The sequence below is a fragment of the Aquibium sp. ELW1220 genome, from assembly GCF_030398385.1.
GTDB lineage: Bacteria > Pseudomonadota > Alphaproteobacteria > Rhizobiales > Rhizobiaceae > Aquibium.
In genome coordinates this window covers 65,324-90,498 of sequence record NZ_JAOAOQ010000002.1, presented here as the reverse complement: position 1 = coordinate 90,498, position 25,175 = coordinate 65,324, and the positions used below count along the sequence as shown (strand labels likewise).

The 25,175-nt window shown below is 65.9% G+C and carries 24 protein-coding genes; 18 read left to right on the top strand and 6 right to left on the bottom strand.

The genetic code is table 11. The annotated features are described in order from the left end of the window. The first annotated feature begins 367 nt into the window (after window positions 1–367). The 8 genes from hemE to N1F91_RS02305 all read left to right on the top strand — a co-directional run bounded on the left by hemE (window position 368) and on the right by N1F91_RS02305 (window position 9,080). Window positions 368–1,393, top strand: a complete 1,026-nt coding sequence (hemE, locus tag N1F91_RS02340; RefSeq protein ID WP_289989939.1) for a uroporphyrinogen decarboxylase — start codon at window positions 368–370, stop codon at window positions 1,391–1,393. Between the two features lie 2 nt (window positions 1,394–1,395). Continuing rightward, window positions 1,396–1,932, top strand: a complete 537-nt coding sequence (gene hemJ / locus N1F91_RS02335; protein WP_289989937.1) for a protoporphyrinogen oxidase HemJ — start codon at window positions 1,396–1,398, stop codon at window positions 1,930–1,932. 147 nt (window positions 1,933–2,079) lie between these two features. Further along, window positions 2,080–3,345, top strand: a complete 1,266-nt coding sequence (rho, locus tag N1F91_RS02330) for a transcription termination factor Rho (protein WP_289989936.1) — start codon at window positions 2,080–2,082, stop codon at window positions 3,343–3,345. A 92-nt stretch (window positions 3,346–3,437) separates the two neighbouring features. Continuing rightward, window positions 3,438–4,772, top strand: coding sequence for a tRNA uridine-5-carboxymethylaminomethyl(34) synthesis GTPase MnmE (mnmE, locus tag N1F91_RS02325; RefSeq protein WP_289989933.1), 1,335 nt, complete (start codon window positions 3,438–3,440; stop codon window positions 4,770–4,772). A gap of 72 nt (window positions 4,773–4,844) precedes the next feature. Continuing rightward, on the top strand, window positions 4,845–6,713 hold the full coding sequence (gene mnmG / locus N1F91_RS02320; RefSeq protein ID WP_289989931.1) for a tRNA uridine-5-carboxymethylaminomethyl(34) synthesis enzyme MnmG: 1,869 nt from the start codon (window positions 4,845–4,847) through the stop codon (window positions 6,711–6,713). Between the two features lies 1 nt (window position 6,714). Next, window positions 6,715–7,341, top strand: a complete 627-nt coding sequence (gene rsmG / locus N1F91_RS02315) for a 16S rRNA (guanine(527)-N(7))-methyltransferase RsmG (RefSeq protein ID WP_289989930.1) — start codon at window positions 6,715–6,717, stop codon at window positions 7,339–7,341. A 22-nt stretch (window positions 7,342–7,363) separates the two neighbouring features. Further along, entirely contained in the window at window positions 7,364–8,161 is a 798-nt protein-coding gene (locus N1F91_RS02310; RefSeq protein ID WP_289989929.1) for a ParA family protein, read from the top strand. Between the two features lie 34 nt (window positions 8,162–8,195). Then, window positions 8,196–9,080, top strand: coding sequence for a ParB/RepB/Spo0J family partition protein (locus tag N1F91_RS02305; protein ID WP_289989927.1), 885 nt, complete (start codon window positions 8,196–8,198; stop codon window positions 9,078–9,080). Window positions 9,081–9,215: 135 nt separating this feature from the next. On the opposite strand, the gene holA is transcribed toward N1F91_RS02305, so the two are convergent. Beyond that, window positions 9,216–10,256: a DNA polymerase III subunit delta gene (gene holA, locus N1F91_RS02300; RefSeq protein WP_289989908.1), complete on the bottom strand. Its 1,041-nt coding sequence runs from the start codon at window positions 10,254–10,256 to the stop codon at window positions 9,216–9,218. 154 nt (window positions 10,257–10,410) lie between these two features. Here holA and N1F91_RS02295 point away from each other — a divergent pair, with 154 nt between their 5' ends. The 9 genes from N1F91_RS02295 to N1F91_RS02255 all read left to right on the top strand — a co-directional run bounded on the left by N1F91_RS02295 (window position 10,411) and on the right by N1F91_RS02255 (window position 17,684). Further along, the gene (locus N1F91_RS02295) at window positions 10,411–10,803 is read left to right on the top strand and encodes a 5-carboxymethyl-2-hydroxymuconate Delta-isomerase (RefSeq protein ID WP_289989906.1); all 393 of its coding nucleotides are present in this window, start codon (window positions 10,411–10,413) and stop codon (window positions 10,801–10,803) included. Window positions 10,804–10,811: 8 nt separating this feature from the next. After that, the gene (gene hpaE / locus N1F91_RS02290; RefSeq protein WP_289989905.1) at window positions 10,812–12,335 is read left to right on the top strand and encodes a 5-carboxymethyl-2-hydroxymuconate semialdehyde dehydrogenase; all 1,524 of its coding nucleotides are present in this window, start codon (window positions 10,812–10,814) and stop codon (window positions 12,333–12,335) included. A gap of 76 nt (window positions 12,336–12,411) precedes the next feature. Then, window positions 12,412–13,392, top strand: coding sequence for a 3,4-dihydroxyphenylacetate 2,3-dioxygenase (gene hpaD, locus N1F91_RS02285; protein WP_289989904.1), 981 nt, complete (start codon window positions 12,412–12,414; stop codon window positions 13,390–13,392). 46 nt (window positions 13,393–13,438) lie between these two features. Continuing rightward, a complete protein-coding gene (locus tag N1F91_RS02280; protein ID WP_289989901.1) occupies window positions 13,439–14,314 on the top strand; it encodes a fumarylacetoacetate hydrolase family protein in 876 nt (291 codons plus the stop codon). Continuing rightward, on the top strand, window positions 14,314–15,117 hold the full coding sequence (gene hpaH, locus N1F91_RS02275; RefSeq protein WP_289989900.1) for a 2-oxo-hept-4-ene-1,7-dioate hydratase: 804 nt from the start codon (window positions 14,314–14,316) through the stop codon (window positions 15,115–15,117). The genes N1F91_RS02280 and hpaH overlap by 1 nt, the downstream gene beginning before the upstream one ends. Window positions 15,118–15,197: 80 nt before the next feature. Then, complete coding sequence (locus N1F91_RS02270; protein ID WP_289989898.1) at window positions 15,198–15,722, top strand: prolyl-tRNA synthetase associated domain-containing protein; 525 nt, start codon at window positions 15,198–15,200, stop codon at window positions 15,720–15,722. Window positions 15,723–15,741: 19 nt separating this feature from the next. Further along, a complete protein-coding gene (gene trxA / locus N1F91_RS02265) occupies window positions 15,742–16,704 on the top strand; it encodes a thioredoxin (protein WP_289989896.1) in 963 nt (320 codons plus the stop codon). Window positions 16,705–16,793: 89 nt separating this feature from the next. Next, the gene (locus N1F91_RS02260) at window positions 16,794–17,465 is read left to right on the top strand and encodes an LON peptidase substrate-binding domain-containing protein (RefSeq protein WP_289989894.1); all 672 of its coding nucleotides are present in this window, start codon (window positions 16,794–16,796) and stop codon (window positions 17,463–17,465) included. Window positions 17,466–17,474: 9 nt separating this feature from the next. Continuing rightward, complete coding sequence (locus tag N1F91_RS02255; protein ID WP_289989892.1) at window positions 17,475–17,684, top strand: Trm112 family protein; 210 nt, start codon at window positions 17,475–17,477, stop codon at window positions 17,682–17,684. A 78-nt stretch (window positions 17,685–17,762) separates the two neighbouring features. On the opposite strand, the gene N1F91_RS02250 is transcribed toward N1F91_RS02255, so the two are convergent. The 3 genes from N1F91_RS02250 to N1F91_RS02240 are packed head-to-tail and all read right to left on the bottom strand — an operon-like array spanning window position 17,763 to window position 23,576. Continuing rightward, window positions 17,763–21,143 carry an error-prone DNA polymerase gene (locus N1F91_RS02250; RefSeq protein ID WP_289989890.1) on the bottom strand — a complete coding sequence of 1,127 codons (3,381 nt, stop codon included), beginning with the start codon at window positions 21,141–21,143 and terminating at the stop codon, window positions 17,763–17,765. Continuing rightward, window positions 21,140–22,642 (bottom strand): DUF6504 family protein, encoded by a 1,503-nt coding sequence (locus N1F91_RS02245; protein WP_289990327.1) that lies wholly within the window; start codon window positions 22,640–22,642, stop codon window positions 21,140–21,142. Before N1F91_RS02245 ends, N1F91_RS02250 begins: the two co-directional genes overlap by 4 nt. Continuing rightward, window positions 22,584–23,576, bottom strand: a complete 993-nt coding sequence (locus tag N1F91_RS02240; RefSeq protein WP_289989888.1) for a hypothetical protein — start codon at window positions 23,574–23,576, stop codon at window positions 22,584–22,586. The genes N1F91_RS02245 and N1F91_RS02240 overlap by 59 nt, the downstream gene beginning before the upstream one ends. A 179-nt stretch (window positions 23,577–23,755) precedes the next feature. Between N1F91_RS02240 and N1F91_RS02235 the strand changes: the two genes are divergently transcribed. Continuing rightward, the gene (locus N1F91_RS02235) at window positions 23,756–24,178 is read left to right on the top strand and encodes a metallopeptidase family protein (RefSeq protein ID WP_289989886.1); all 423 of its coding nucleotides are present in this window, start codon (window positions 23,756–23,758) and stop codon (window positions 24,176–24,178) included. A gap of 66 nt (window positions 24,179–24,244) precedes the next feature. Here N1F91_RS02235 and N1F91_RS02230 read toward each other — a convergent pair whose 3' ends face one another. Next, on the bottom strand, window positions 24,245–24,451 hold the full coding sequence (locus N1F91_RS02230; protein WP_126701718.1) for a DUF1737 domain-containing protein: 207 nt from the start codon (window positions 24,449–24,451) through the stop codon (window positions 24,245–24,247). Between the two features lie 52 nt (window positions 24,452–24,503). Then, window positions 24,504–25,070 (bottom strand): peroxidase-related enzyme, encoded by a 567-nt coding sequence (locus N1F91_RS02225; protein WP_289989880.1) that lies wholly within the window; start codon window positions 25,068–25,070, stop codon window positions 24,504–24,506. Window positions 25,071–25,175: the final 105 nt, after the last annotated feature.

The window sequence follows — 25,175 nt, the reverse complement described above, 5'->3', positions numbered from 1 at the left end:
GGGAGCCGACCGGCAGGCCTCCCTCGCCGCGGACTGTATCAGAAGCCGATTCATCCACAATCCGCAGCGCTGTGGACCGCGCCAACGGGCATGGGAGAACTGCAGGGACGGTTCAGACCATTCAAGCACCGTCCAATGCGATGCACGAATCAGGACATTGCCACGCGATTGATTTCCATGCGAGATTCCACATGGTCCCCGTTGTTGACAGGGCCGGTGGCGCTATCTGTCGTCCGGACGGAAGCGTCGCGGCGACTGGCCCGATTGGGGAAAAGCCGATATCCCCGGTACGAACAGAGTCATAGTAGAATCAGAGTCGTTAAAAAAAGATTCTCTTCTTTAAGAAGGGCAGGAAGGGATGGAGCGAATGGCCGACGATCGTCGCATGATGAGGGTGCTGAAGGGCGAAACGCTGTCGCCTCCGCCGATCTGGATGATGCGCCAGGCAGGCCGGTACCTGCCGGAGTACCGAGCGACGCGCCAGGAGGCCGGGAGTTTTCTCGACCTTTGCTATTCTCCGGATTTCGCTGTCGAAGTGACGCTCCAGCCCATCCGCCGCTACGGCTTCGACGCTTCCATCCTGTTTTCCGACATCCTCGTCGTGCCGCATGCCCTGGGCAGGGACCTTCGCTTCGAGGAAGGGCGCGGCCCTCTCATGACGCCGATCGCGGAGGAAGAGATCGCGACGCTTGCGACGACGGGCTTCCACGAGAGACTGGGACCGGTCTACGAGACCGTCAGGAGGCTGCGTGCAGAACTGCCGGGTGAAACGACACTGCTCGGTTTCTGCGGTGCCCCCTGGACGGTGGCTACCTACATGATTGCCGGGAAGGGAACGCCCGATCAGGCGCCCGCCCGCCTGTTTTCCTATCGGCATCCAAAGGCTTTCGCCAAGCTGATCGACCTGCTGGCCGACATGTCGGCCGAGTATCTGATTCGCCAGCTCGACCAAGGGGCGGACGCGGTACAGATATTCGACAGCTGGTCGGGCGTCCTCGACGAAGCTTCTTTCGCCGCCTATTGCGAGGCGCCGGTGCGCCGGATGGTCGAGCGGATCAAGCTGCGGCATCCGCATGCACCCGTGATCGGATTTCCGAAGGGCGCCGGGTCTCGCTACGAGGGCTACAGGGAAAACACGGGCGTGGACGTGCTCGCGCTCGACTGGTCGGTGCCACTGACGACGGCGGCAAGGCTTCAGCGGCAGGGTGCCGTCCAGGGCAATCTCGATCCGATGCGCCTGGTGGCTGGCGGAACGGCACTGGAGGAAGGCATAGACCGGATCCTGCAGAGCCTCGGCGGCGGCCCCTTCGTCTTCAACCTGGGCCATGGCGTCACCCCCGAGACGCCCGTCGAACACGTGGCCGCCATGGTCGCGCGCGTGCGCGGACAGTGACGATGACCTCTGCCGGACCCTCGTCGAGCGGCGCGAAGGCGGCGCGCCGCGCGGCCATCGCGCTCGCAGTCTTCCTGGCACTGACGGCCGGCCTGTTTCTGCTCGATCCGGAGAATTTCTACCTCTGGGCCAAGGCGATCCACGTGATTGCGGTGATCTCCTGGATGGCGGGCATGCTCTATCTGCCGCGCCTGTTCATCTACCACTGCGACGCCGAGCCGGGCTCGGTGCAGTCGGAAACGTTCAAGGTCATGGAGCAGCGGCTGCTCAGGGCCATCATCAACCCCGCCATGACGGTCACCTGGATCTTCGGTCTCTGGCTCGCCTGGGAGGGCTTCTCGTTCCAGCCGGGGTGGCTCCACGCCAAGATCGCGCTGGTGCTCGCCCTCTCGGGAATCCACGGCTATTTCGCCGGTGCGGTGCGACGCTTCGCCGAAGACCGGAACACCAGGCCGGCACGACACTGGCGGATCATGAACGAGGGGCCGACGATCCTGATGATCCTGATCGTGGTACTCGTGATCGTGAAGCCATTCTGAGCGAATGGAGAAGCCTGCTTGCGCTTGGCGCAGCACGGCGCTAAAAGACGACCTTCCTTCCTTTACAGCGCAGCAGAATCTCTCCCTCCGCCGCCGGCCTTCGCCGCATCCGCTGTATCTCGCCTCACACCATCAGAGCCGTTCTCCATGCAGGAAATGAAACTCCAGGACTTCAAGAACAAGAAGCCCACAGACCTGATCGCGTTTGCCGAATCGCTCGAAGTCGAGAATGCGAGCGTCATGCGCAAGCAGGAACTGATGTTCGCCATCCTGAAGAAGCTGGCGGCCCAGGACATCGAGATCATCGGTGACGGCGTGGTCGAGGTTCTCCAGGACGGCTTCGGCTTCCTGCGCTCGGCGAACGCGAATTATCTTCCCGGCCCGGACGACATCTACATATCTCCCTCGCAGATTCGCCGGTTCTCGCTGAAAACCGGGGATACGGTGGAGGGGCCGATCCGCAGCCCCAAGGAGGGCGAGCGCTATTTCGCGTTGCTGAAGGTCAACACGATCAACTTCGACGATCCCGAGAAGATCCGCCACAAGATCCACTTCGACAATCTGACGCCTCTCTACCCCAACGAGAGGCTGAAGATGGAGGTGGAGAACCCGACGACGAAGGACATCTCCTCGCGTGTCATCGACCTCGTGGCGCCACTGGGCAAGGGCCAGCGCGGCCTGATCGTCGCGCCGCCTCGCACCGGCAAGACCGTGCTGCTTCAGAACATCGCGCATTCGATCACCTCGAATCATCCGGAATGCTTCCTGATCGTGCTGCTCATCGACGAGCGGCCCGAGGAAGTCACCGACATGCAGCGTTCGGTGAAGGGCGAAGTCGTCTCCTCGACCTTCGACGAACCGGCGGTACGCCATGTGCAGGTGGCCGAAATCGTGATCGAGAAGGCGAAGCGGTTGGTGGAGCACGGCCGCGACGTCGTGATCCTGCTCGATTCCATCACCCGTCTCGGCCGGGCGTACAACACGGTAGTGCCGTCATCCGGCAAGGTCCTCACCGGCGGTGTCGACGCCAATGCCCTGCAGCGGCCGAAGCGCTTCTTCGGCGCTGCGCGCAACATCGAGGAAGGCGGTTCGCTCACGATCATCGCGACGGCCCTGATCGACACCGGCAGCCGCATGGACGAGGTCATCTTCGAAGAGTTCAAGGGCACGGGCAACTCGGAGATCGTGCTTGACCGCAAGGTGGCCGACAAGCGCATCTTCCCGGCAATGGACATCCTGAAATCGGGTACCCGCAAGGAGGACCTCCTGGTCCCCCGTCAGGACCTTCAGAAGATCTTCGTCCTGCGTCGCATTCTTTCGCCGATGGGGACGACCGATGCGATCGAGTTCCTCATTGACAAGCTGAAGCAGACGAAGAGCAACGCCGATTTCTTCGACTCGATGAACACGTAAGCCGTTTCGATTCGCCTGCGGAATGAACTCCGCAGCTGATCCTTGCGGCTGTGAACGCTGTTGACAGGCACCGGCCGCATCCGGAAGCGCCGATGAAGCCGTTGATCGACGATACCATTTTTGCGCTGTCGAGCGGACGGCTGCCGGCAGGCATAGCGGTCGTGCGCCTGTCGGGACCGGCGGCGTTTACCGTCGCGCGCGGGCTGGTCGGGACTTTGCCGCCGCCGCGACAGATGTCAATGCGATCGATTCGTATCCGTTCCGGTGAAACGATCGATCGCGGCATGGTGGTCGTCTTTCCCTCGCCGCATAGTTTCACGGGCGAAGACAGTGTCGAGTTTCATCTTCATGGAAGTCGCGCGGTCGTGGCGGCTTTCGCGCAGGAGCTGGGCTCGACAGCTGGCGTCCGGCAGGCGGAAGCAGGCGAGTTCTCGCAGCGGGCCTTTCGGAACGGGAAGTTCGACCTGACTGCTGCCGAAGCGCTCGGGGACCTGATCGAGGCCGAGACAGAAGCGCAACGACGCTTCGCCATCGACAATGCTGCTGGCCGCAACGCTATCCTCTACGGCAGTTGGCGGGAAAAGCTTCTGCACGGGCGCGCGCTGATCGAGGCGGAACTGGACTTCCCCGACGAGGATGACGTGCCGGGCTCGGTGTCGGGTCAGGTATGGCGCATGATCGAGGAGATGGCCGGGGAGATCCGCTCGCATATCGAGACGTATCACCGCGGCGAGATCATCCGTGACGGATTCCGGGTGACGATCGTCGGCGCGCCGAACGCCGGAAAGTCGAGCCTCCTCAACGCGCTCGCCCGGAGGGACGTCGCGATCGTCTCATCGGAACCGGGTACGACACGCGATCTCGTGACCGTCGAGCTCAACCTCGCGGGAATCAAGGTCATCGTGACCGACACTGCAGGCGTTCGCGACGGCGCCGGCATTGTGGAGCAGCAGGGAATTGCGCGCGCGCGTGAAGCGGCGAAGCGCGCTGATCTCATCCTGCTGGTTGAGGAAGGGCCGCGGACGCCGGGCCTGGCCGACTTCCTGCCGGAGACGAAACCGGTCATCCTCGTCCGCTCCAAGATCGATCTGCCGGCGTTGGCGGATTCACGTGAAACATCGACTGGCGTCGCGGTATCGACCGTGACAGGCGAAGGGCTGGAAGTGCTCGTTCATCTCATCGGCGCCAGGGCCGAGACAGCGGTGGGGGCTATCACCGATCCGATGCCGTTTCGGGAACGGCATGTGATCGAGCTGAAGGCCGCGCTGGCGGCGCTGCAGCAGTTCCTCGACCTGCGTGACGATCCGCTGGAACTCGCAGCGGAGCAGTTGCGGCTTGCGTCCGATCATCTCGCGAGAATTGTCGGATCGATTGATGTCGAGGATCTGCTCGATGTGGTGTTTTCGCGATTCTGCATCGGCAAATAGAGTGTTGCCCGACCCGCCGGGCGTGACTCACGTGGAACAATGCTGTAGCAGGGCCACGGCTGGAGAACAGACATGACTGCGTATGACGTCGTCGTCGTTGGAGGTGGGCATGCCGGTTGCGAGGCCGCTTCGGCCTCCGCACGCGCGGGTGCGCGCACCGCGCTGATTACTCTTTCCAGCGCTACGATCGGTGTCATGTCCTGCAATCCCGCCATCGGCGGTCTCGGAAAAGGGCACCTCGTACGGGAAATCGATGCTCTCGACGGCTTGATGGGTCGCGTCGCCGACGCGGCCGGCATCCAGTTCCGGCTTCTCAATCGCCGGAAGGGTCCTGCAGTGCGGGGACCCCGGACCCAGGCCGATCGCAAACTCTACCGACTGGCGATGCAGGCGGAGATTCACGCTCAAGCCGGGCTGGACGTCATCGAAGGTGAGATCGAAGCCATCCTCGAAGCTGATGGCCAGGTTACCGCCGTTAGACTGGCGGACGGCCGGACGATTTCCTGCGGTGCTGCGGTCATCACGACGGGGACTTTTCTGGGCGGCCTTATCCATATCGGCGAGAAAAACTTCCCGGCCGGCCGCATGAACGAAAAGGCGAGCAAGGGTCTCAGCGACTGGTTCCGGTCCTGCGGTTTCGGCGTCGGACGTCTCAAGACCGGCACGCCGCCACGTCTCTCCGGCAGGACGATCGACTGGAGTCGGCTCGGCAGACAGGCGGCCGATGAAGAACCGGTCGCGTTCTCGTTCCTGACCACACGCGTCCGCAACCCGCAGATCGAATGCGGGGTAACGCATACGACGCGGGAGACGCATGCCGTCATCCAGGCCAATCTCAAGCGCTCGGCGATGTATTCGGGAAACATAGAAGGAATCGGACCCCGCTACTGCCCCTCCATCGAGGACAAGATCGTCAAGTTTGCAGACCGCGAGCAACACCAGATCTTTCTGGAGCCCGAGGGGCTGGACGACGACACCGTCTATCCGAACGGCATATCGACATCGATGCCGGAGGACGTGCAGCGCGCCATCCTCGACACCATCCCCGGTCTTGAAGGCGCACAGATCCTGCAACCGGGCTATGCGATCGAGTATGACTATCTCGATCCGAGGGCACTTTATCCCAGCCTCGAGACACGCCGCATGGGCGGTTTGTACCTCGCGGGCCAGATCAACGGGACGACAGGGTACGAGGAAGCTGCCGCGCAGGGACTGGTGGCCGGCCTGAATGCGGCTCGTCGATCGGGCGGTCTCGATCCGGTCCTCTTCAGTCGGGCAGAGTCCTATATCGGCGTCCTGGTTGACGATCTGGTCAGTCGGGGTGTCTCCGAGCCGTACAGGATGTTCACCTCCCGCGCGGAGTTCCGTCTTTCTCTTCGAGCGGACAATGCGGACATTCGGCTGACGCCGCTGGCAATGGCGATCGGGATCGCCGGCAGCGAGCGGACTGCCGCGTTCACCGCGAAGCGGAGTGCTCTCGCCGAGGCAAGAGCCTGGTGCCAGAATGTGAGCATCACACCGAACGAAGCGAACCGCCATGGCTTGGCGGTGAACGCGGACGGCATTCGGCGGACGGCCTACGAACTGCTGTCTCGGACGGAAGTGTCGCTGGCAGACCTGCAAACAATATGGCCGGATCTGAGGCGTATTGACCCTTCCGTCGGTGAGGTCCTTGAAATTGAAGCGAAATATGCCGTTTATCTCGACCGGCAATCCACTGACATAGCGCGTGTTCTTCGCGAGGAGGAGACGCTTATTCCCGAGAGCGTCGACTACGCGTCGATGGTGGGACTCTCCCGCGAGCTTTCACAGAAATTGGCCGCGCGGCGTCCGGGCAGCATTGCGGAAGCGCAGAAGATCGACGGTATGACACCTGCTGCCCTGGCGCTGGTTCTCGCGCAGGTGAAGTTCAGCGGTGGTCGCAATCGGAGCATCGGCTAGCGTGTCGCGCTACGACTCTCTTTGCTCGGTGGCTGGACCTGTTTCACGTGAAACTTTCGACAGGTTGCGTGCCTTCGAAACTGTTTTCCTCAAATGGGCGGCTCGGATGAATCTTGCCGCTCCCTCGACCCTGGCCGATCTGTGGTCACGCCACATACTCGACAGCGCGCAGCTGCTGCCCCTTGCTCCCGGTGCCAGAAGCTGGGCAGATATCGGATCCGGCGGCGGATTTCCGGGAGCGGTCATGGCGATCCTGCTCGATGAACAACCGGATTCTTCGATCATCCTGATCGAATCGAACGGCAAGAAGGCCGCCTTTCTTCGCAGCGCCCTGGCGGAACTCGCACCGCGGGCGCGGATTGCCGCTGAGAGGGCCGAGGCCGTCATGTCGGCGCAACCAGCGCCTGAGATCGTCACTGCGAGGGCCGTGGCGTCGCTCCACGATCTCCTTGCGCTGACGGAGCCATGGCTCGCTGCCGGCACGCGCACCCTGTTCCACAAAGGCCGGGATTACCGTGCTGAAGTGAAAACAGCTGGTGACACCTGGAATCTCGATTTGATAGAACACCAAAGCGCCGTCGACCTGCAAAGCGTCATTCTGGAGATCGGTCGAATCCGGCGCGTGTGACGAACAGCGAAAGCGGGATATCATGCTCAACGGCGCCCGGATCATCACTGTCGCAAACCAGAAGGGTGGTGTCGGCAAGACCACGACCGCCATCAACCTGGCAACGGCGCTCGCCGCGATCGGGGAGAAGGTCCTTATCGTCGACCTCGACCCGCAGGGAAACGCCAGTACCGGCCTCGGGATCGACAGGAAGGACCGCGACCTTTCCTCCTATGACGTCATGGTGGGGAATGCGTCGGTTCTTGACGCTGCGACATCGACGGCAGTGCCTGAACTCTGGATCGTCCCCTCCACGCTGGATCTCCTGGGTGTCGAGATGGAGATCGCCGGTTCGCCGGATCGCGCACTGCGGTTGCGCAAGGCGCTGCGCGGACCCGTCGCCGTCTCGGGCGATTTCGATTACGTCCTGATCGACTGCCCGCCGTCTCTCAACCTCCTGACGATCAACGCGATGGCCGCTGCCGATTCGGTGCTCGTTCCGTTGCAGTGCGAGTTCTTTGCGCTCGAAGGACTGAGCCAGCTTCTCGAGACCATCGGCGGGGTGCGCGCCTCGATCAATCCGGCCCTAGAGATCCAGGGTATCGTGCTGACGATGTATGACGGCCGAAACAATCTCGCCAATCAGGTGGTCGACGATGTTCGCCAGCATATGGGCGATAAGGTGTATCAGACCGTCATTCCCCGGAACGTGCGCGTGTCGGAGGCGCCCTCCTATGGCAAACCGGCGATCCTTTACGACCTGAAGTGCTCCGGCAGCCAGGCCTATCTGCAGCTCGCTTCGGAAGTGATCCGTCGCGAACGGCGGCTTCGGGCCGCGTGAGACAGGCGCCGAATCAACCCAGCAAGGTGGACGAATGAGCGAAGATCTTTCACGCAAGCGGCTCGGACGCGGCCTCGCAGCGCTGATCGGAGAGATGGACAAGCCTGCCAACGCGGCGCAGCAGCCTGCTCCATCCGACCGCAAGGTGCCGATCGAATTCATCTCGCCCAATCCGCGCAATCCGCGGCGGCGATTTGCGGAAGCGGAGCTGGCCGACCTCGCCGCCTCGATCAAGGAGCACGGGATCGTGCAGCCGATCGTGGTCCGGCCGTCCCCGGGCGGACGGTACGAGATCATCGCCGGCGAGCGTCGGTGGCGTGCGGCACAGCAGGCAGGCGTGGCGGATGTTCCGGTCATCGTGCGCGAAGTCGATGACCGTGTGGCGCTCGAGATCGCAATCATTGAGAACGTCCAGCGAAGCGACCTGAATCCGGTCGAAGAGGCGGCGGGCTACCAGAGCCTGATCGACGAGCATCACTACACGCAGGCGGACCTTGCCCAGGTCATCGGAAAATCGCGCAGCCACGTCGCGAACACGCTGCGGCTGCTGAAGCTGCCGCCGGACGTGCGCCAGATGCTCACCGACGGTGCACTATCGGCTGGTCATGCCCGCACGCTCGTCACCGTCGACCATCCGATGGCGCTGGCTCAGCGCATCGTGTCCGAAGGCCTGTCGGTCCGCCAGGCTGAAGCCCTTGCGCAGACACCGGATGCGAAGGCCGGCCAGGACCGTGAGCGTAAGCCGAAGGAGGGGCCGCGCGAGAAGGATTCCGACACGATGGCGCTCGAGAAGCTGCTTTCGGACGCGATCGGGCTCGCCGTGACCATCAATCACAAGAGCGGCGGCGGCGAACTGCGGATCAACTACGCCTCGCTGGAGCAGCTCGACGATTTGTGCCGCCGCCTGCAGGCGCACTGACCGATCATCTTCGCGACGGAGCGCCCGACCAGAGTCGGAGCGCGAGCCTCTGTCCGTCCGTTTCGCGCCGTGTCTCGTCCCGATACCGTTTCTCCGCACGGCCGGACGCGGTCATCCGCCCCGCCCTGCAGCCGTTCAGGAGCCGCGGCGGGCCGACTGCACGCCCAGCGCCAGCAAGGTCTGGCGCGTCGCCTCGACGGCCAGTTCCGGCCGGCGACGGGTGAGGAGAACGGTCTGCTGCAGCCGGTCCAGGCCCTGGGCCAGCGCCTCGCTGGTCCATCGCGCCAGCGCATTCTCGACGATGGTCCGCCTGGCGAAAAAGACAGGCGGGCGGGCGCTCGCGACGGCGCTGGAGGCATTTCGGCCCGAGGCGTCCATCTCCGCGCGCAGGGCCGAAAGCGACTGAAACTGGCGCATCGTCGTGGACAGGAGCAGGAAGGGCGCGGTGCCGGCCGACAGGGCGCGCTGCATCTTTTCATCCATGTCGGCGAGCCTGCCCTGGAGCATGGCGTCGATGACCTGATCGGCCGAGACACCGGCGACGTCTCCGAGCGACGCCGCGACGTCCTCGACCTCGATCGTCGTGCGGCCTGCCGTGTAGAGCAGGAGTTTCTGAATCTCGCCGCGGCTGGCGAGGCGATCTCCCCCGACCTGCGATTTCAGCAGCTGACGCGCCTCGAGCGTGATCATCATGTTCGCCGCCTGCAACTCCTGATCCAGAAGCTGGTCGATGGAGCGGCTCTCATCGGCGTAGCAGGGCAGCGCCATCGCACACCTGGCATTCTCGGCCACCGTTCGCAGCGGTGCATTCTTCTTCAGGTCTCCCGCTTCGACCAGAACGATAGCGTCCTGAGGCGGCCGTTCGGCCAGAGCCTTGACCGCCTCCGCGGTTCCCTTGTGCGTCCCCGCATTGCGTAGCCAGATCAGCCGCTTGCCGCCGAACATGGAGACCGTCGAGGCTTCGTCGATCAACCGCCCCGGATCGCTCTCGACCTCGCCCGCGTCCAATTTCACGACGGAGAAGGGATCGTCGAGATCAAGGCCGGTCTTGCCGGCGAACTGTTTGGCGCGCTCCGAAACCAGTCCTCTGTCCGGTCCGTAGACCAGCACGATCACCGTTGCCGGATCCGGTCGAGCCAGCCAGGCGTCGACCTCGTGAGACTTCTTCTGTGCCATGCTTCTCCATATCACGACCCACGGTTCTGGCCAGAGCCGACGTTGCGCGCGAAAGTCATGCCCTGCGGTTTCACGTGAAGCAGCCTGCGTGGACGGTATCTTGACAGGACCAGCCGAACTATTTAACGTGTTAATCAACGTCTGAAGGTGACCCATGCCGCACTTCACGATCGAATACTCGTCGAACCTGGACGGCCGGGTCGACATTCAGCGCCTCTGCGACGTCGTTCACGAGGCCCTGTCGGAGTGCGGGCTCTTCGAACTCGGTGCCCTGCGCGTCCGCGCATTTCGCTGCGACGCCTATGCGATCGCCGATCGCCTGCCGCAGAACGCTTTCGTCGACATGAGCCTGCGCATGGGCGCTGGCCGCAACGCTCAGGATCGCGAGCGCGCCGGTCAGGCGATCTTCGACGCTGCAGCGGCCTTCCTCCGGCCCCTGCTGGACGATCCTCATTTCGCGCTTTCACTGGAGATCAGGGAGATCGACCCCGTGCTCAGCTGGAAGCGCAACGCCATGCACCCCCGGCTTCGCGCCGCAACGCAGTAGGGAAGCCCATGTCCGATCTCGCCGCCAATATCGCCCGAGCAAAATCCTATCTCGCCCGGTTTCACCAGGACGGGGTGATGAACCACATCGGGGGCGAGAGTGTCGCCGCTGCCGACGGCTTGACGTTCCAGAGCGTGTCGCCCGTCGACATGGAGCCGCTGGCGACCGTTGCCCGCGGAACGGCCGCCGATATCGACCGCGCGGCCAAGGCGGCCAAGGCCGCCTTCCCCGCCTGGGCGGCGATGAGCGGCGAGGCGCGAAAGGCGCTCCTGCACCGGATCGCCGATGCGATCGTCAGGCGCGCAGAGGAGATCGCCTTCGTCGAATGCATGGATACCGGACAGGCGCTCAAGTTCATGTCGAAGGCGGCGCTCCGGGGCGCGGAAAACTTCCGTTTCTTCGCCGATCGGGCACCCGAGGCCCGCGATGGACGGACGCTGCGGGCGCCGGACCAGGTGAACATGACGACGCGGGTTCCGATCGGGCCCGTCGGGATCATCACGCCGTGGAACACGCCGTTCATGCTGTCGACCTGGAAGATCGCGCCTGCGCTCGCCGCAGGCTGCACGGTGGTTCACAAGCCGGCCGAGCTGTCCCCGCTTTCGGCGCGCCTGCTCGTCGAGATCGCCGAGGAGGCGGGCTTGCCGAAGGGGGTCTGGAATCTCGTCAACGGCTTCGGTGAAGATGCCGGGCGGGCGCTGACCGAACATCCCGACATCAAGGCAATCGGCTTCGTGGGCGAGAGCCGCACCGGGTCGATGATCATGAGGCAGGGCGCCGATACGCTGAAGCGCGTCCATTTCGAACTGGGCGGCAAGAACCCGGTCATCGTCTTCGCAGATGCCGATCTGGAGCGCGCGGCAGACGCTGCCGTCTTCATGATCTACTCCCTCAATGGCGAACGCTGCACGTCGTCGTCGCGCCTGCTGGTCGAAGAGAGCATCCATGACGCCTTCACCGCCACCGTGGCGGAAAAGGCAAGGCGCATCCCGATCGGACATCCGCTCGATCCGAAGACCGTGATCGGTCCGCTGATCCATCCCGATCACGAGAAGAAGGTCCTTTCCTATGTCGACGCAGCGCGACGCGAGGGCGCCACCATCGCGGCAGGCGGCGCGAAGGTCACCACCGGAGACCTCGGGCGGGGATGCTATGTCGAGCCGACGCTTTTCACGAACGCGCGCAACGACATGCGAATTGCCCAGGAAGAGATTTTCGGCCCGGTGCTGACCGCCATCCCCTTCCGCGACGAGGCGGAGGCGCTGGCGCTGGCAAACGACGTTCACTACGGCCTGACCGGCTATCTCTGGACCTCCGACGTCACGCGCGCCTTCCGTTTCACCGATGCCCTTCAGGCCGGAATGATCTGGGTGAACTCCGAGAACGTGCGGCACCTGCCCACACCCTTCGGCGGCATCAAGAACTCGGGGATCGGCCGGGACGGCGGCGACTGGTCGTTCGATTTCTACATGGAGACCAAGAACGTCGCCTTCGCCACCGGCGCACACGCCATCGCCAGGCTCGGCGGCTGAGAGCGGGCTGATCGAGATCAATTTCGGCGGCGTTGCAGCCGCCTAGGCTTCACCGCGACATATTGGGAGGAATGCCATGCCCCTGCCGACCCCGAACCTCTATCCGCCATTCCACATCGTCAGGCTGAGCCATGTCGAACTCAACGTCACGGACCTCGCCCGGTCCCGTGCCTTCTGGGTCGACACGCTCGGACTCCGGGTGACGCATGAGGACGACGAGCTTATCACGATGCGGGCGATGGAGGAGCGCAATCACCACTGCGTCATCCTGCGCAAGTCGGATCGACCCTCCGCCGGCCATCTCGCTTTCAAGGTCTATGCGGAAGAGGATCTCGACAAGGCGCATGCCTGGCTGTCGGCGCGTGGTCACACGGTGGAGTGGGTCGAGCGGCCTTGGCAGGACCGCACGCTGCGCACCCGCGACCCGCAGGGCATTCCGCTCGAATTCTACGCGACGATGGAACGGCTCCCGCCGATCCACCAGAAATACGCGCTCTACACGGGCGTCAAGCCGCTGCGGATCGACCACTTCAACTGCTTCTCCACCGATGTCGACGCCTCGGTCGGGTTCTACAACGACATCGGTTTCCGGGTCAGCGAGTACACCGAGGACGAGGAGACGAAACGTCTCTGGGCGGCCTGGATGCACCGCAAGGGCGGGGTCCACGACATGGCCTTCACCAATGGCCGGGGTCCGCGGCTGCACCACGTGGCCTTCTGGGTGCCCACACCGCTCAACATCATCGACCTTCTCGATCTGATGTCGACCACGGGCTATCTCGCCAACATCGAGCGCGGGCCCGGCCGCCACGGCATCTCCAACGCCTTTTTCCTCTACATCCGCGATCCCGACGGCCATCGCGTCGAGATCTACTGCTCGGACTACCTCACCATCGATCCCGACCACGAGCCGATCCGGTGGGACCTGAAGGATCCGCAGCGGCAGACGTTGTGGGGGGCGCCGGCGCCGAAGAGCTGGTTCGAGGAAGGCTCGCCCTTCGTAGACACGGCAATCGGAGAACCCAGCCTGACGGCACAGCCGATCGTGGCGCCTTGACGACGGGCGCAGCTGCGTGTCGCATGGCGGCGGGGAGGATCAGGGGATGAGCGTACGGACTCGGTTCGTCAGTTTCACGTACCAGGATCGCCCGGGCTGGGGGATCGAGACCGAAGCCGGCATCGTCGACCTGTCGAGGCGCCATGGTCACCGCTGGCCGAGCCTCCGCGAGGTCGTGGCCGCCCGCGCCATGGCAGGGCTGGCGGAGGAAAGCGCCGGTCTCGCGGCCGATTTTCCCGCAAGCGAGGTCAGCTACGGGATTCCTATTCCGCGGCCTGAGAAGATCATCTGCGTGGGGGTGAACTATCCCGACCGCAACGAAGAGTACAAGGACGGGCAGGCCGCGCCCGGCAACCCGTCGCTTTTCGTGCGCTTTCCGACCTCGTTCGTCGGCCACGGACATCCGCTGAATCGACCGCCGGAATCCTCCCAGCTCGACTATGAAGGAGAGATCGCGCTGGTCATCGGCACGTCAGGGCGGCGAATCCCCGAGGCGCAGGCGCTGGACCATGTCGCCGGTCTCACGCTCTGCAACGAAGGCACGATCCGCGACTGGGTGCGCCATGCCAAGTTCAACGTCACCCAGGGCAAGAATTTCGACGGGACGGGCTCGATCGGCCCCTGGCTGGTTCCCTATGCAGACGAGGCGCAGATCGCCGACATCGTGCTCGAGACGCGGGTCAACGGGGAAGTCCGGCAGCACGACCGGACGAGCCGCATGATCTTTTCCTTCCGCCGGATCATCGCCTACGTCTCGACCTTCACGACGCTCGTGCCCGGAGACGTGATCGTGACGGGAACACCCACCGGTGCCGGCGCAAGGCTCGATCCGCCGGTGTGGCTCGCGCCCGGCGACGTGGTGGAGGTCGAGGCCGAAGGGCTCGGCATCCTGCACAACGGGGTGCGGGACGAGGTGGCGTGATGCTTTCCCAGGCACAGATCGCCGCGGCTGCCGAGAGGCTGGACGAAGCGGAGCGGACGCGGGTGCAGACGGGGCTGCTGTCGCTCGCTCATCCGGGCATGACCATGGACGACGCCTATGCGGTGCAGGCCGCCTTCGTCGCTCGCAAGCGGGCCGCGGGGCGGCGCGTGATCGGCTGGAAGATCGGCCTCACCTCCAAGGCCATGCAGCAGGCGCTGGCGATCGATACGCCCGATTCGGGCGTTCTCCTCGACGACATGCTGTTCGAGGACGGCGCCGCGATCGCGCCGGACCGGTTCATCCAGCCGCGAATCGAGGCCGAGGTGGCCTTCATCATGAAGGCGCCTCTCGCGGGGCCGGGGGTCACCGTCTTCGACGTGCTGGCAGCGACCGCCTACGTCACCCCTTCGCTGGAAATTCTCGACACCCGCATCCTGCGCACCGATCCGGCGACCGGACGGGCGCGGACGATCGTCGACACGATCTCCGACAATGCGGCCAATGCCGGCCTGGTGCTCGGCGGACGCGCCATGCCGCCGGACCAGGTCGACATGCGCTGGATGGGTGCCATCGTCTCCCGCAATGCCGAGGTGGAAGAGACGGGCCTCGGTGCAGGCGTGCTCAACAACCCGGCGCGGGGCATTGCCTGGCTGGCGAATCGCCTTGCGCGCTATAGCGACCGGATCGAGGCCGGCCAGATCGTGCTTGCCGGATCGTTCATCAGACCCGTGGAAGCGCGCCATGGCGACACGATCGTCGCGGATTTCGGTCCGCAGGGCAGCGTGAGCTGCCACTTCAGGTGAGGGTGCGACCGGCAGCGCCGCTTGCCGAGCCGCCGGCATTCTCCTAGAGGGAATGCCGATACTGAAAGAGGCGGCAACGAATGGCGAGGACGCGTGCGGAGCTGATGGCCTATCTCGATGGGCTCGGGATCGAGACGAAGACGGTCGACCACCCGCCGCTCTTCACCGTCGAGCAGTCGCAGGCCCTGCGGGGCGAAATCGCGGGTGCGCATACCAAGAACCTCTTCGTGAAGGACAAGAAGGGCCGCTATTTCCTGCTGACGGTCGGAGAGGACGCCGAGGTCGACCTGAAGACCGTCCACCAGACGATCGGCGCGTCCGGACGCGTCTCCTTCGGCAGGCCGGATGCACTGTGGGACCTGCTCGGCGTGCAGCCGGGGGCGGTCACGGCGTTCGGCGTCATCAACGACGCTGGCGCACAGGTGACGCTGGTCCTCGATGCCGCCTTGATGCAGAATGTCGTCGTGAACTGTCATCCGTTGACGAACGAGGCGACGACCACCATCGCCAGCCGCGATCTCGTCCGCTTTGCCGAGGCGACGGGTCACGCGCCTCTGGTCTTGAACCTCGCCACCGCATCGCCACATGACGGCAACCTCGCCTGAGAATCGGAAAGCCTGAGACATGAGCACCAGGGACAACCCCTTCGCCGGACCGACCGGCGGATACGACACCGAAATCAGCTTCGGAATGGAACCGCCTGCTGCGGCCAGGCCCGCGGGGGACCTGATCAAGGACACGACCACCGCCGGTTTCGCGGCCGACGTCATCCAGGAATCCCGCAAGCAGACCGTGCTGGTCGATTTCTGGGCGCCGTGGTGCGGACCTTGCAAGCAGCTGACGCCGGTCCTCGAAAAGGCCGTGCGCGAGGCCGGCGGCGCGGTCAAGCTGGTGAAGATGAACATCGACGACCATCCCTCGATCGCCGGCCAGCTCGGCATCCAGTCGATCCCGGCCGTCATCGCGTTTCGCGACGGGCGTCCGCTCGACGGCTTCATGGGTGCGCTGCCGGAAAGCCAGGTGAAGGCCTTCATCAAGAAGGTGGGCGGCGAGCCGGCAGATCCCGTCGAGGAAGCGCTGGCCGAAGCCGCCGCCGCCCTCCAGGCCGGCGACCTCGAAGCTGCGGGCGCCATCTACGGCAGCATTCTCCAGGCGGTCCCGGGCCATCCGATCGCATCCGGCGCCCTCGCCGGCCTGCTGGTCGATCTCGGCGATCTGGAATCCGCCAGGACCGTGCTGGCGGAGGCCGTGGTCAAGGACAAGGAACCGGCGGAACTCGCCAGCGCCCGCACGCGCCTCGCGCTGGCGGAGGAGGTGGCCGCGCTCGGCGATCCGCGCGAGCTGCTGCACCGGCTGGGACAGGATCCGGACGACCACGACGCCCGCTTCGATCTCGCGCTGATCCAGAATGCACAGGGTCTGCGCGCCGAAGCGGCCGACGGCCTGCTGCACATCATCAAGGCGGATCGCAGCTGGCGCGAGGATGGCGCGCGGGCTCAGCTGCTGAAATTCTTCGAAGCGTGGGGCATGACCGATCCGGCGACGTTGTCCGCCCGGCGGCGGCTGTCGTCCGTCCTGTTTTCCTGAGCCTGAACGTGCGACAATCCGGATGGTGGCATTGCCGTCCGGATCTGATGTTCCAGATTCCAGGGTAGTCCCGCAGGAGGTCCATCCCGTTGCAAGCTGGAAACGCGAATTATCGAAGCCCGACCGACTTTCCGTCCATCGTGCCGGTCTTCCCCCTGTCGGCCGCGCTTCTTCTGCCGGGCGGGCGGATGCCGCTCAACATCTTCGAGCCGCGCTACATCGAGATGGTGGACGCGGCGCTGTCGTCCGATCGACTCATCGGCATGGTCCAACCCCGGCTCGACGGCGGCATGCGGCCTGACGGAGAGCCGGAACTCTGCGAGGTCGGCTGCATGGGCCGGCTCACCTCCTTCACGGAGACCGGCGATGGTCGCTATCTCGTCTCGCTGCAGGGTGTCTGTCGCTTCCGTGTCGTCGAGGAGGTTGCCACCCGCGAACCGTTCCGGCGCTGCAAGGCGATGGTCTTTGCGGGTGACCTCGATCTCGACCGTGAGGCTGCCGAGGTCGACCGGGATGCGCTCCTGAAGGCGTTCCGGTCCTATCTCAAGGCCAATGAGCTGGAGGCCGACTGGGAATCGATCAGCCGCGCGGAGAACGCCATGCTCGTGAACGCGCTGTCGATGATGGCGCCCTATGGTGCGGTGGAAAAGCAGGCGCTGCTCGAGGCGCCCGATCTCAGGACCCGGGCGGAAACGCTGATCGCCATCACCGAGATGGCGCTGGCGCGCGGCGGTGACGGCGCCGGCGCCAGCCTGCAGTAGGGGACAGGCATGACCGAGGGCGAACGCGTCGCGGTGATCGATACCAGGCTCCTCGAACTGATCGCCTGTCCGATCAGCAAGGGTCCGCTCGTCTACGACGCCGCCCGCTGCGAACTCGTCTCGAAAAGCGCGCGGCTCGCCTATCCGGTCAGGGACGGCATCCCCATCATGCTGCCGTCGGAAGCGCGCTCCCTGCGCGACGATCCGCCGGAGCGCTAGCCGGGCTCCCTTCAGTCGAGGCCGACCGCGGCTTCCGGCGGCCAGGGGAGCGCGGGACGGTCCGGTCCCCGGACCCGTTCAGTGGAAGTTGCGGCCCTTCGGCATCACCGCGCCTGACCGCCTGGCCAGCGCCTGATAGTCTTCCCGCAGGCCCGGAATCTCCTCCATGAGGGCGGCGAGCCGCGAGCCCTTCGTCGCCTTTTCCCGCTGCTCCACGACCGGCCGCCGGACCTCGTCCGCGTTGGCGAGCGCATCGATCAGGCAGGCCTCTTCCGACAGTTCGCCGAGACGCGCGGTCATGTCCTCCACCGTTTCGGCCACGACATGGATGACCCCCGATTCCGATTGAACCCGCCCTCGCACCCGCACGAGGCGCGAACCGATGACGATGGCGCGAAAGCGCTCGAAGATCTTCGGCCAGACGATGACGTTGGCTACCCCGGTCTCGTCCTCGATGGTCATGAAGATGACGCCCTTGGCCGAGCCGGGCCGCTGCCGCACCAGCACGAGACCGCAGACCGAGACGCGCATGCCGCTGCGCACGGTCTCGAGCGAGGCGTTCTCCACCACCTTCTCGACCTCAAGGCGCCGGCGCAGGAACGAGACGGGATGGGCCTTCAGCGACAGGGACAGCGTGCGGTAGTCGTGAATGACATGCTCGCCGAGCGGCATGGCGGGCAGCCGCATCTCCGGCTCATGGTCGGCGAGTTTCAGCGCCGGGTCGTCGAGCAGCGGCAGGAAACCGCTGGCCCTGGTGTCGTCCAGGCCCTGCACCGCCCAGAGGGCGTCGCGCCGGTCGAGCCCGAGGGAGCGGAAGGCATCCGCCCGCGCCAGCCGCTCCAGCGTCGAGCGGGGCAGGCCCGTCCGCAGCCACAGGTCGCGCACCGAATCGTAGCCCGCTTCCCGCCGCTCCACCAGCCGCTGCATCTCGTCCTGCCGCAGTCCCTTGATCTGCCGGAGCCCGAGCCGCACCGCATGGCGGGTGCGGATCACGTCCCGCATCTCGCGGTGACGGGCCATGATCCGGAACCTGTCGAAGGGCGCTTCCTCCAGCGTGCCGTCCCAGGTCGAGTGGTTGACGTCGGGCTCCAGCACCTCGACCCCGTGCTCGCGCGCGTCGCGGACCAGCTGCGAGGGCGCATAGAAGCCCATCGGCTGGGAGTTCAGGAGCGCGGCGCAGAAGACATCCGGATAGAAGGTCTTGAACCAGCAGGAAGCATAGACCAGCAGGGCGAAGGAGGCGGCATGGCTCTCCGGAAAGCCGTATTCGCCGAAACCCTCGATCTGCTTGAAACAGCGTTCGGCGAAATCGCGTTCGTAGCCGCGCGAGACCATGCCGTCGATCATCTTCTGGCGCAGCGTGCCGATGGTGCCGACCCTTCGGAAGGTCGCCATGGCGCGGCGCAGCTGGTCGGCCTCGCCGGGCGTGAAGCCGCCGGCGACGATGGCGATCTTCATCGCCTGTTCCTGGAACAGCGGTACGCCCAGCGTACGCTCCAGCACGGCCTTCAGCTCCGGACGCGGATATTCCGGCTCCTCGAGCCCCTGTCGCCGGCGCAGATAGGGATGCACCATGTCGCCCTGGATCGGCCCCGGCCGCACGATCGCCACCTCGATGACGAGGTCGTAGAAGGCGCGGGGCCGCAGCCTCGGCAGCATCGTCATCTGCGCGCGGCTTTCGATCTGGAAGACGCCGATCGTGTCGGCCCGGCAGATCATGTCGTAGACGCGGCTATCCTCCTTCGGGATCGTCGCCAGCGTCAGACGCTGCGGATGGTCGTCCGGGTAGTGCTGCGCCAGGAGATCGAAGGCGCGGCGCAGGCACGACAGCATGCCGAGCGCCAGGATGTCGACCTTGAGGATGCCGACGGCATCGAGATCGTCCTTGTCCCATTCCACCATCCGGCGCTCCTCCATCGCCGTCCTGACGATGGGCACGATCTCGTCCAGCCGGTCGCGGGTGATGACGAAGCCGCCGACATGCTGGGAGAGATGGCGCGGGAAGCCGAGGATCTCGTTGGCGCGGTCGACCAGATGGCGCGTCAGGGGTTCGGCCATGTCGAGGCCTGCGGCCTTCGCCTCCTCGCCGCCGAGACCGGCGCTCGACCAGCCCCAGATCGAGCCCGACAGCGCCGCCATCACGTCCTGCGACAGGCCCAGCGCGCCTGCCGTCTCGCGCAGCGCCGAACGGCTGCGATAGGTGACCACCGAGGCGGCGAGGGCCGTGCGCCTGGCGCTGTACTTCTCGTAGATGTAGGCGATCACCTCGTCGCGGCGGTCGTGCTCGAAGTCGACGTCGATGTCGGGCGGCTCGTTGCGCTCGGGCGAGATAAAGCGCTCGAACAGAAGGTCCATGATCTCCGGCCCCACGTCTGTGATGCCGATGCAGAAGCAGATGATGGAGTTCGCGGCCGATCCCCGCCCCTGGCAGAGGATTCCCTCCCTGCGCGCGAACTGAACGATGTCGTGGACGGTGAGGAAGTAGCGCGCGTAGGTCAGCTGCTCGACCACGGCGAGTTCGTGGCGGATCATGGCGGACACCTTTTCCGGCACGCCTGCGGGATAGCGCCGCGCCGCGCCCTCCCAAGTCAGCCGGGCAAGCTCTTCCTGCGGGGTGGCGCCGTCGCGCGTCGCCTCGTCGGGGTAGTTGTAGCGCAGTTCGGACAGCGAGAAGGCAAGCTCGCCGGCGAAGCGAAGCGTCTCGGCCAGCGCCTGCGGATGGCGGCGGAAGAGCCGACCCATCTCGCGCGGCGGTTTCAGGTGCCGCTCGGCATGGGCGCGCAGCTCGAACCCGGCCTGCGCCACCGGCGTTCCGAGCCGGATGGCGGTGACGACGTCCTGCAGCGGACGACGGCCCGGCTCGTGGTACAGCACCTCGCCCACCGCCATCAGCGGCAGGCCGGCCGCGTCGGCCAGTCGCTCCGCCTGCTCCAGCCGCCAGCGGTCGTTGCCGTTGAAGGCGGGTGCGACGGCGACGCGAACGGCGCGGCCGAAACGCCGCGCCAGCCGGCGCAGGAGATCGAGCTCGTCTTTGCCGTCCTCGTCGAGCGACGGCAGCACGGCGAGCGACATGGCATCGCCCCAGGCCATCAGACCCTCCAGCCTCAGGTCGGGCGCGCCCTTCTCGCCCGCTTCGTTGGCTTCCGTCAGCATGCGGCAGAGATGACCCCAGCCCGCGCGGTCCCGCGGATAGGCGAGCATGTCGGGCGTGCCGTCGGAAAAGACCAGCCGGGCGCCGGGGTGATAGGGCAGGCTCTCCTTCTGCGCCATCTTCCACGCCCGCACGACGCCCGCCACGGTGTTGCGGTCGGCCAGCCCGAAGGCCGCGATGCCGAGGCGCCTGGCCATGACCACCTGCTCTTCGGGCGCGGAGGCACCGCGCAGGAAGGAGAAGTTCGACTGCACGGCGAACTCGGCATAGGCCGGACCGGCCTTCGTCGCATCCTTCGCGACAGTCATGCGAATAGCCCGTGCATGAACCAGCGCGGGACGGCCGGCGTTCCGTCGTAGAGACCCTCGCGGCAGAGCCAGAAGCGTCGTCCGGCGGTGTCCTCGACGCGGAAGTAGTCGCGGGTACGCGCTTCGGGGCTCGCATGCCACCATTCGGGAGCGATTCGTTCCGGCCCCTCGGCACGCGCGACGCGATAGAGCGTGCGGCGCCAGCGGAAGGAGAAGGGCGGTCCGTCGGGGACCTCGGCGGAGGCCTCGACCGGTTCGGGCCGGCGCAAAAGGCGGATCGGCTGCTCGCGCCCGTCGGTCCGGGAGGCCTGTGCAGCCGAGGCCGCAGGGACGAGACCGGGCAGGCCGGTGGTGCCCTTGCGCGGAACGGGCCCGCCACGGCCGTCGGGAGGCGGCGCGTCGGCGAAGGGGACGAGCGACACGGCCCGCTCGGGCAGGTGGCTTTCCCGGAGCATCGGGCGGCTGATCGCCGCGCGGCCGAGGCGGGCGCAGATGCGGTCGGCGAAGAGCGCCAGATCCTCCTCGTCGGCGGCTCGGCCGTTCCCGGTGAGATCGCCCTGCCTGGCCTCGAAGCGGGCGCTCTCGCGCATGTTCAGCCGCACGAGATCGAAGCCGAAGCCGGCATCGATGGTGGTGACGGCCAGCCGCTCGCGAAACAGACGCTGGATCAGGCGCGGGTCGCGCATCGGCCGCGAGGCGCCGACGCCAACCCGGCTGACCGCACCGTCGACCCTGAAGAGCGCCAGTTCGATGGCCTTGGCGCCCTCGCCGCGGGCTTCCAGGCTGGCGCGCGCGGTGGTCGCCAGCATGAGGACGAGCTCCTCGATATCCTCCATCCGCTGCACGGGTTCGGCCAGGGCGCGCTCGACGGACAGGGTCGCCACCGGAAGGCGTGGCGAGAGCGCCTCCTCGGCATGGCCCAGGGCCTGGTCGAGCCGGGTGAGCGGGAGGCGACCGAAACGCCGGGCCAGCGGCGCGCGCGGGGCTTCGAGAATGGCCCCCACCGTGCGCAGGCCGACGCTTTCGAGCCCGGCGCAGACGCTGGAGTCGAGCCGGAGCGCGGGCAGCGGCAGGTCACGCAGGAAGGCCGCTTCCGCGCCGGCCTCGAGGATGACGCCGCGGGCGAAGCGCGCCGCCGCCCAGGCCGCTCCGGCCGTCGAGGCAATCGCCGCCCGGGCACTGAATCCCTGTTCGCGCAAGCGCTTCAGGAGATCGTCCAGCATCGCCCGCTCGCCGCCGAAGAGATGGGCGCAGCCGGTGACGTCGAGATGGAGCCCGTCGGACCCGTCGAGCGCGACCAGCGGCGTATAGCGGTCGCACCAGTCGGCCAGGCCGTCGAGGAGCCGTTCCTCGGCTGCAGGATCGGCCTCGACCACCTCCAGAGAAGGATGCATGGCGCGGGCGTCGGCGATGCCCATGCCGCGCTTCAGCCCGAGGGCCTCAGCCTGCTCGTCGAGGGCGGCGATCCGCTGGGCGCTCCTCTCGCGCCGGCTGACCACCAGCGGCGGCCGCCCGGCCGCCGGCGTGGCTCGCCAGGTCCGGCCGAGCCGACGCCGCCAGACGCTCTCGATCGGGAGATAGGGGAACCAGAGCGACAGGATCCTCTGGCCGTCTGTGCCGGAAAGTGCGGTCATGGGCGTTCCATTCCAGTTCGAACCTGCCGGACGCGCCCGTCCGGCTCTTGTCGAGGTCGACGCAGAAGGCGGGCGGCCCGATGGAGCCGACGAGCGGACCCGACACGGTGGAGCGCAGCCCCGCCGCTGCCGGTGAAACGAGGAGGCGCACGGGCGCCGCGGTCGCCTCCGCCAGGGTGGAATGGCGAATGAGCAGCACCGGTCTGCCAGCGTCGCGGGCGCGAAAATGCAGCCGCCTGGTCGCGGTCAGGTCGAGGCGCCGTGCCGTGCCGCGCAGTTCGAGGATCACGAGGCCGACGCATGAGAGCCGGGCGGCTTCGTCGGCCACCCAGAGCGCATCGTCGAGCCTTGCCGTCTCGCAGAAGAGCATGCGCTCGGGCGCAATGCCGAAGCGGAACCAGAGTCCGGGCGCGTGGGGCGTGCCGGCTTCCCGATGGGTGTCGGCCGTGGCGATCCACAGGAAGGGCAGGCCGTCGGAGAGCGTCAGCGCCGCCAGGCCAAGGGCAAAGCCCGCCACCGCGCCCGCGTTGCGCATTTCCGCGCCGTGAATCTCCGTCAGCGCGGCGCGCGGCAGGCCGCCGCCGAGCGCGGTGTCGAAGGCGTCCGCGCCCGTGGCCAGAAGGCCTGCGGCATGGAGGCCCTGGCGCAGCGCCACGCCCCCCTCGCGCAGCACCGTCCCTTCTTCCGGCGGCGGGTCGGCCGGCACGACCTCCAGCCTTTCGGCGGCTGTTCCCTGGATCCGGGCGATCTGTCGACGCAAGGCAAAAAGGGTTTCCCGCGCCGTGGCGATGGTCGCCATGGCCTGCTCCCGCAATCTGTTCCTGTTATGTTCCTATGGATTCCAGAGGGTCGAGAAAGAGTCAAGCACGCAGCGGCTGAATTTATTCCTATGAGGGTTTACCCTGCGTTTCGCCTCTTGCGGTCCGCCCCTCGCAAGACGGGCGACGAACGGCTATATGCCCGGCCAAAGGACAAGACATGGCCCGCATCTACCAGACCCGCTCATGGCACGATCAGCTCTCGCCCTCGGTCGACGAGATGGAACTGCTCGCGCTCGAAGCCTATGCTCACCTGCCGGAGGATTTTCGTGCCCTCACCGGCGAGATCGTCATCCAGATCGCCGAATTTCCCGACGAGGAGATCATGGACGACCTGTCGCTGGAGACGCCGTTCGACCTGCTCGGCCTCTTCGAGGGGCGCGGCATCGCCGAGCGCTGGAACCCCGCCACCGGCGAGGGACCCAACCGCGTGACGCTCTATCGCCGCGCCATCCTCGACTACTGGGCCGAGAACGAGGAAACGCTGGGCGACATCGTCACCCACGTGCTGATCCACGAGATCGGCCACCATTTCGGCCTGTCGGACGAGGACATGGCGCGCATCGAGGAAGCCGCGCCGTGAGCGGGCGCAGGCTGCGGCCCTCGGCGCGCATCCTGCCCGCAGAGCTGCAGAACCCGTTCGCTCGGCTTAGTACTCGCCGAGCTTGATGCCCGGCTCGTAGTCGACGCCCTCGACCTCCTTCACCACGGCCTGGCCGCAGCGCATGGTCTTCGTTTCGGCATCATAGGCATAGGTCGGTCCGCCCTGGAGCAGCCAGCCCTTGTTCAGGGCCGCCGTGACCTTGTGGCAGAAGCTCGAATCGTCGGGTCCGGTGAGGAAGCGGTAGAGTTTCATCGAAAGCTTGGTCCTGCTGGAGTCCGGGCGAAAAGTGAGCGCATCGGTCGTTTCACCGCGCCATGGCGTGATATTCGTCGTTGGGGCGCATGTCGACGGCGGCAGCCATGCGATTGGACATGTTGAAGAAGGCGGCGGTGGAAGCGACGTCCCAGATGTCGCGGTCGGAGAAGCCCGCCGCGCGCAGGCCCCGGCGGTCGACGTCCTCGATCCTGTCCGGCGTCTCCGTCAGCTTGACCGCGAAATCGAGCATGGCCTTCTGGCGCGGCGACAGGTTTGCGGCGCGGTAGTTCATCACCATCATCTCGCCGAGCTTCGGATCGCCCGACAGTTGCCGCACGGCGGCGCCGTGGGCGGTCAGGCAGTAGTAGCAGTGGTTGACCGAGGAAACCGCCACGGCGATCATCTCGCGCTCGAGCTTGGTCAGTCCTGACTGACCGAGCATCAGGTCATTGTACATGTCGGTGAAGGCGCGCAGCTTCTTCTCGTCGAAGGCATAGGCCTGGAGCACGTTCGGCACCATGCCCAGCTTTTCCTCGCACTTGGCGAAATAGGCCCGGGTCGGTTCGCTCAGGTCCTCGGCCGGGGAAAGGTCCAGCGCGGTGATCTCGTTCGTCATGATGATTTCACTCCTCCCGGTCAATGTCACCCCGACCGGATCGTCGGCGGGGTCGTAAACGTTACCGATCCTGATACGATAACGGAAAAAACCCGAGGGAGGGAA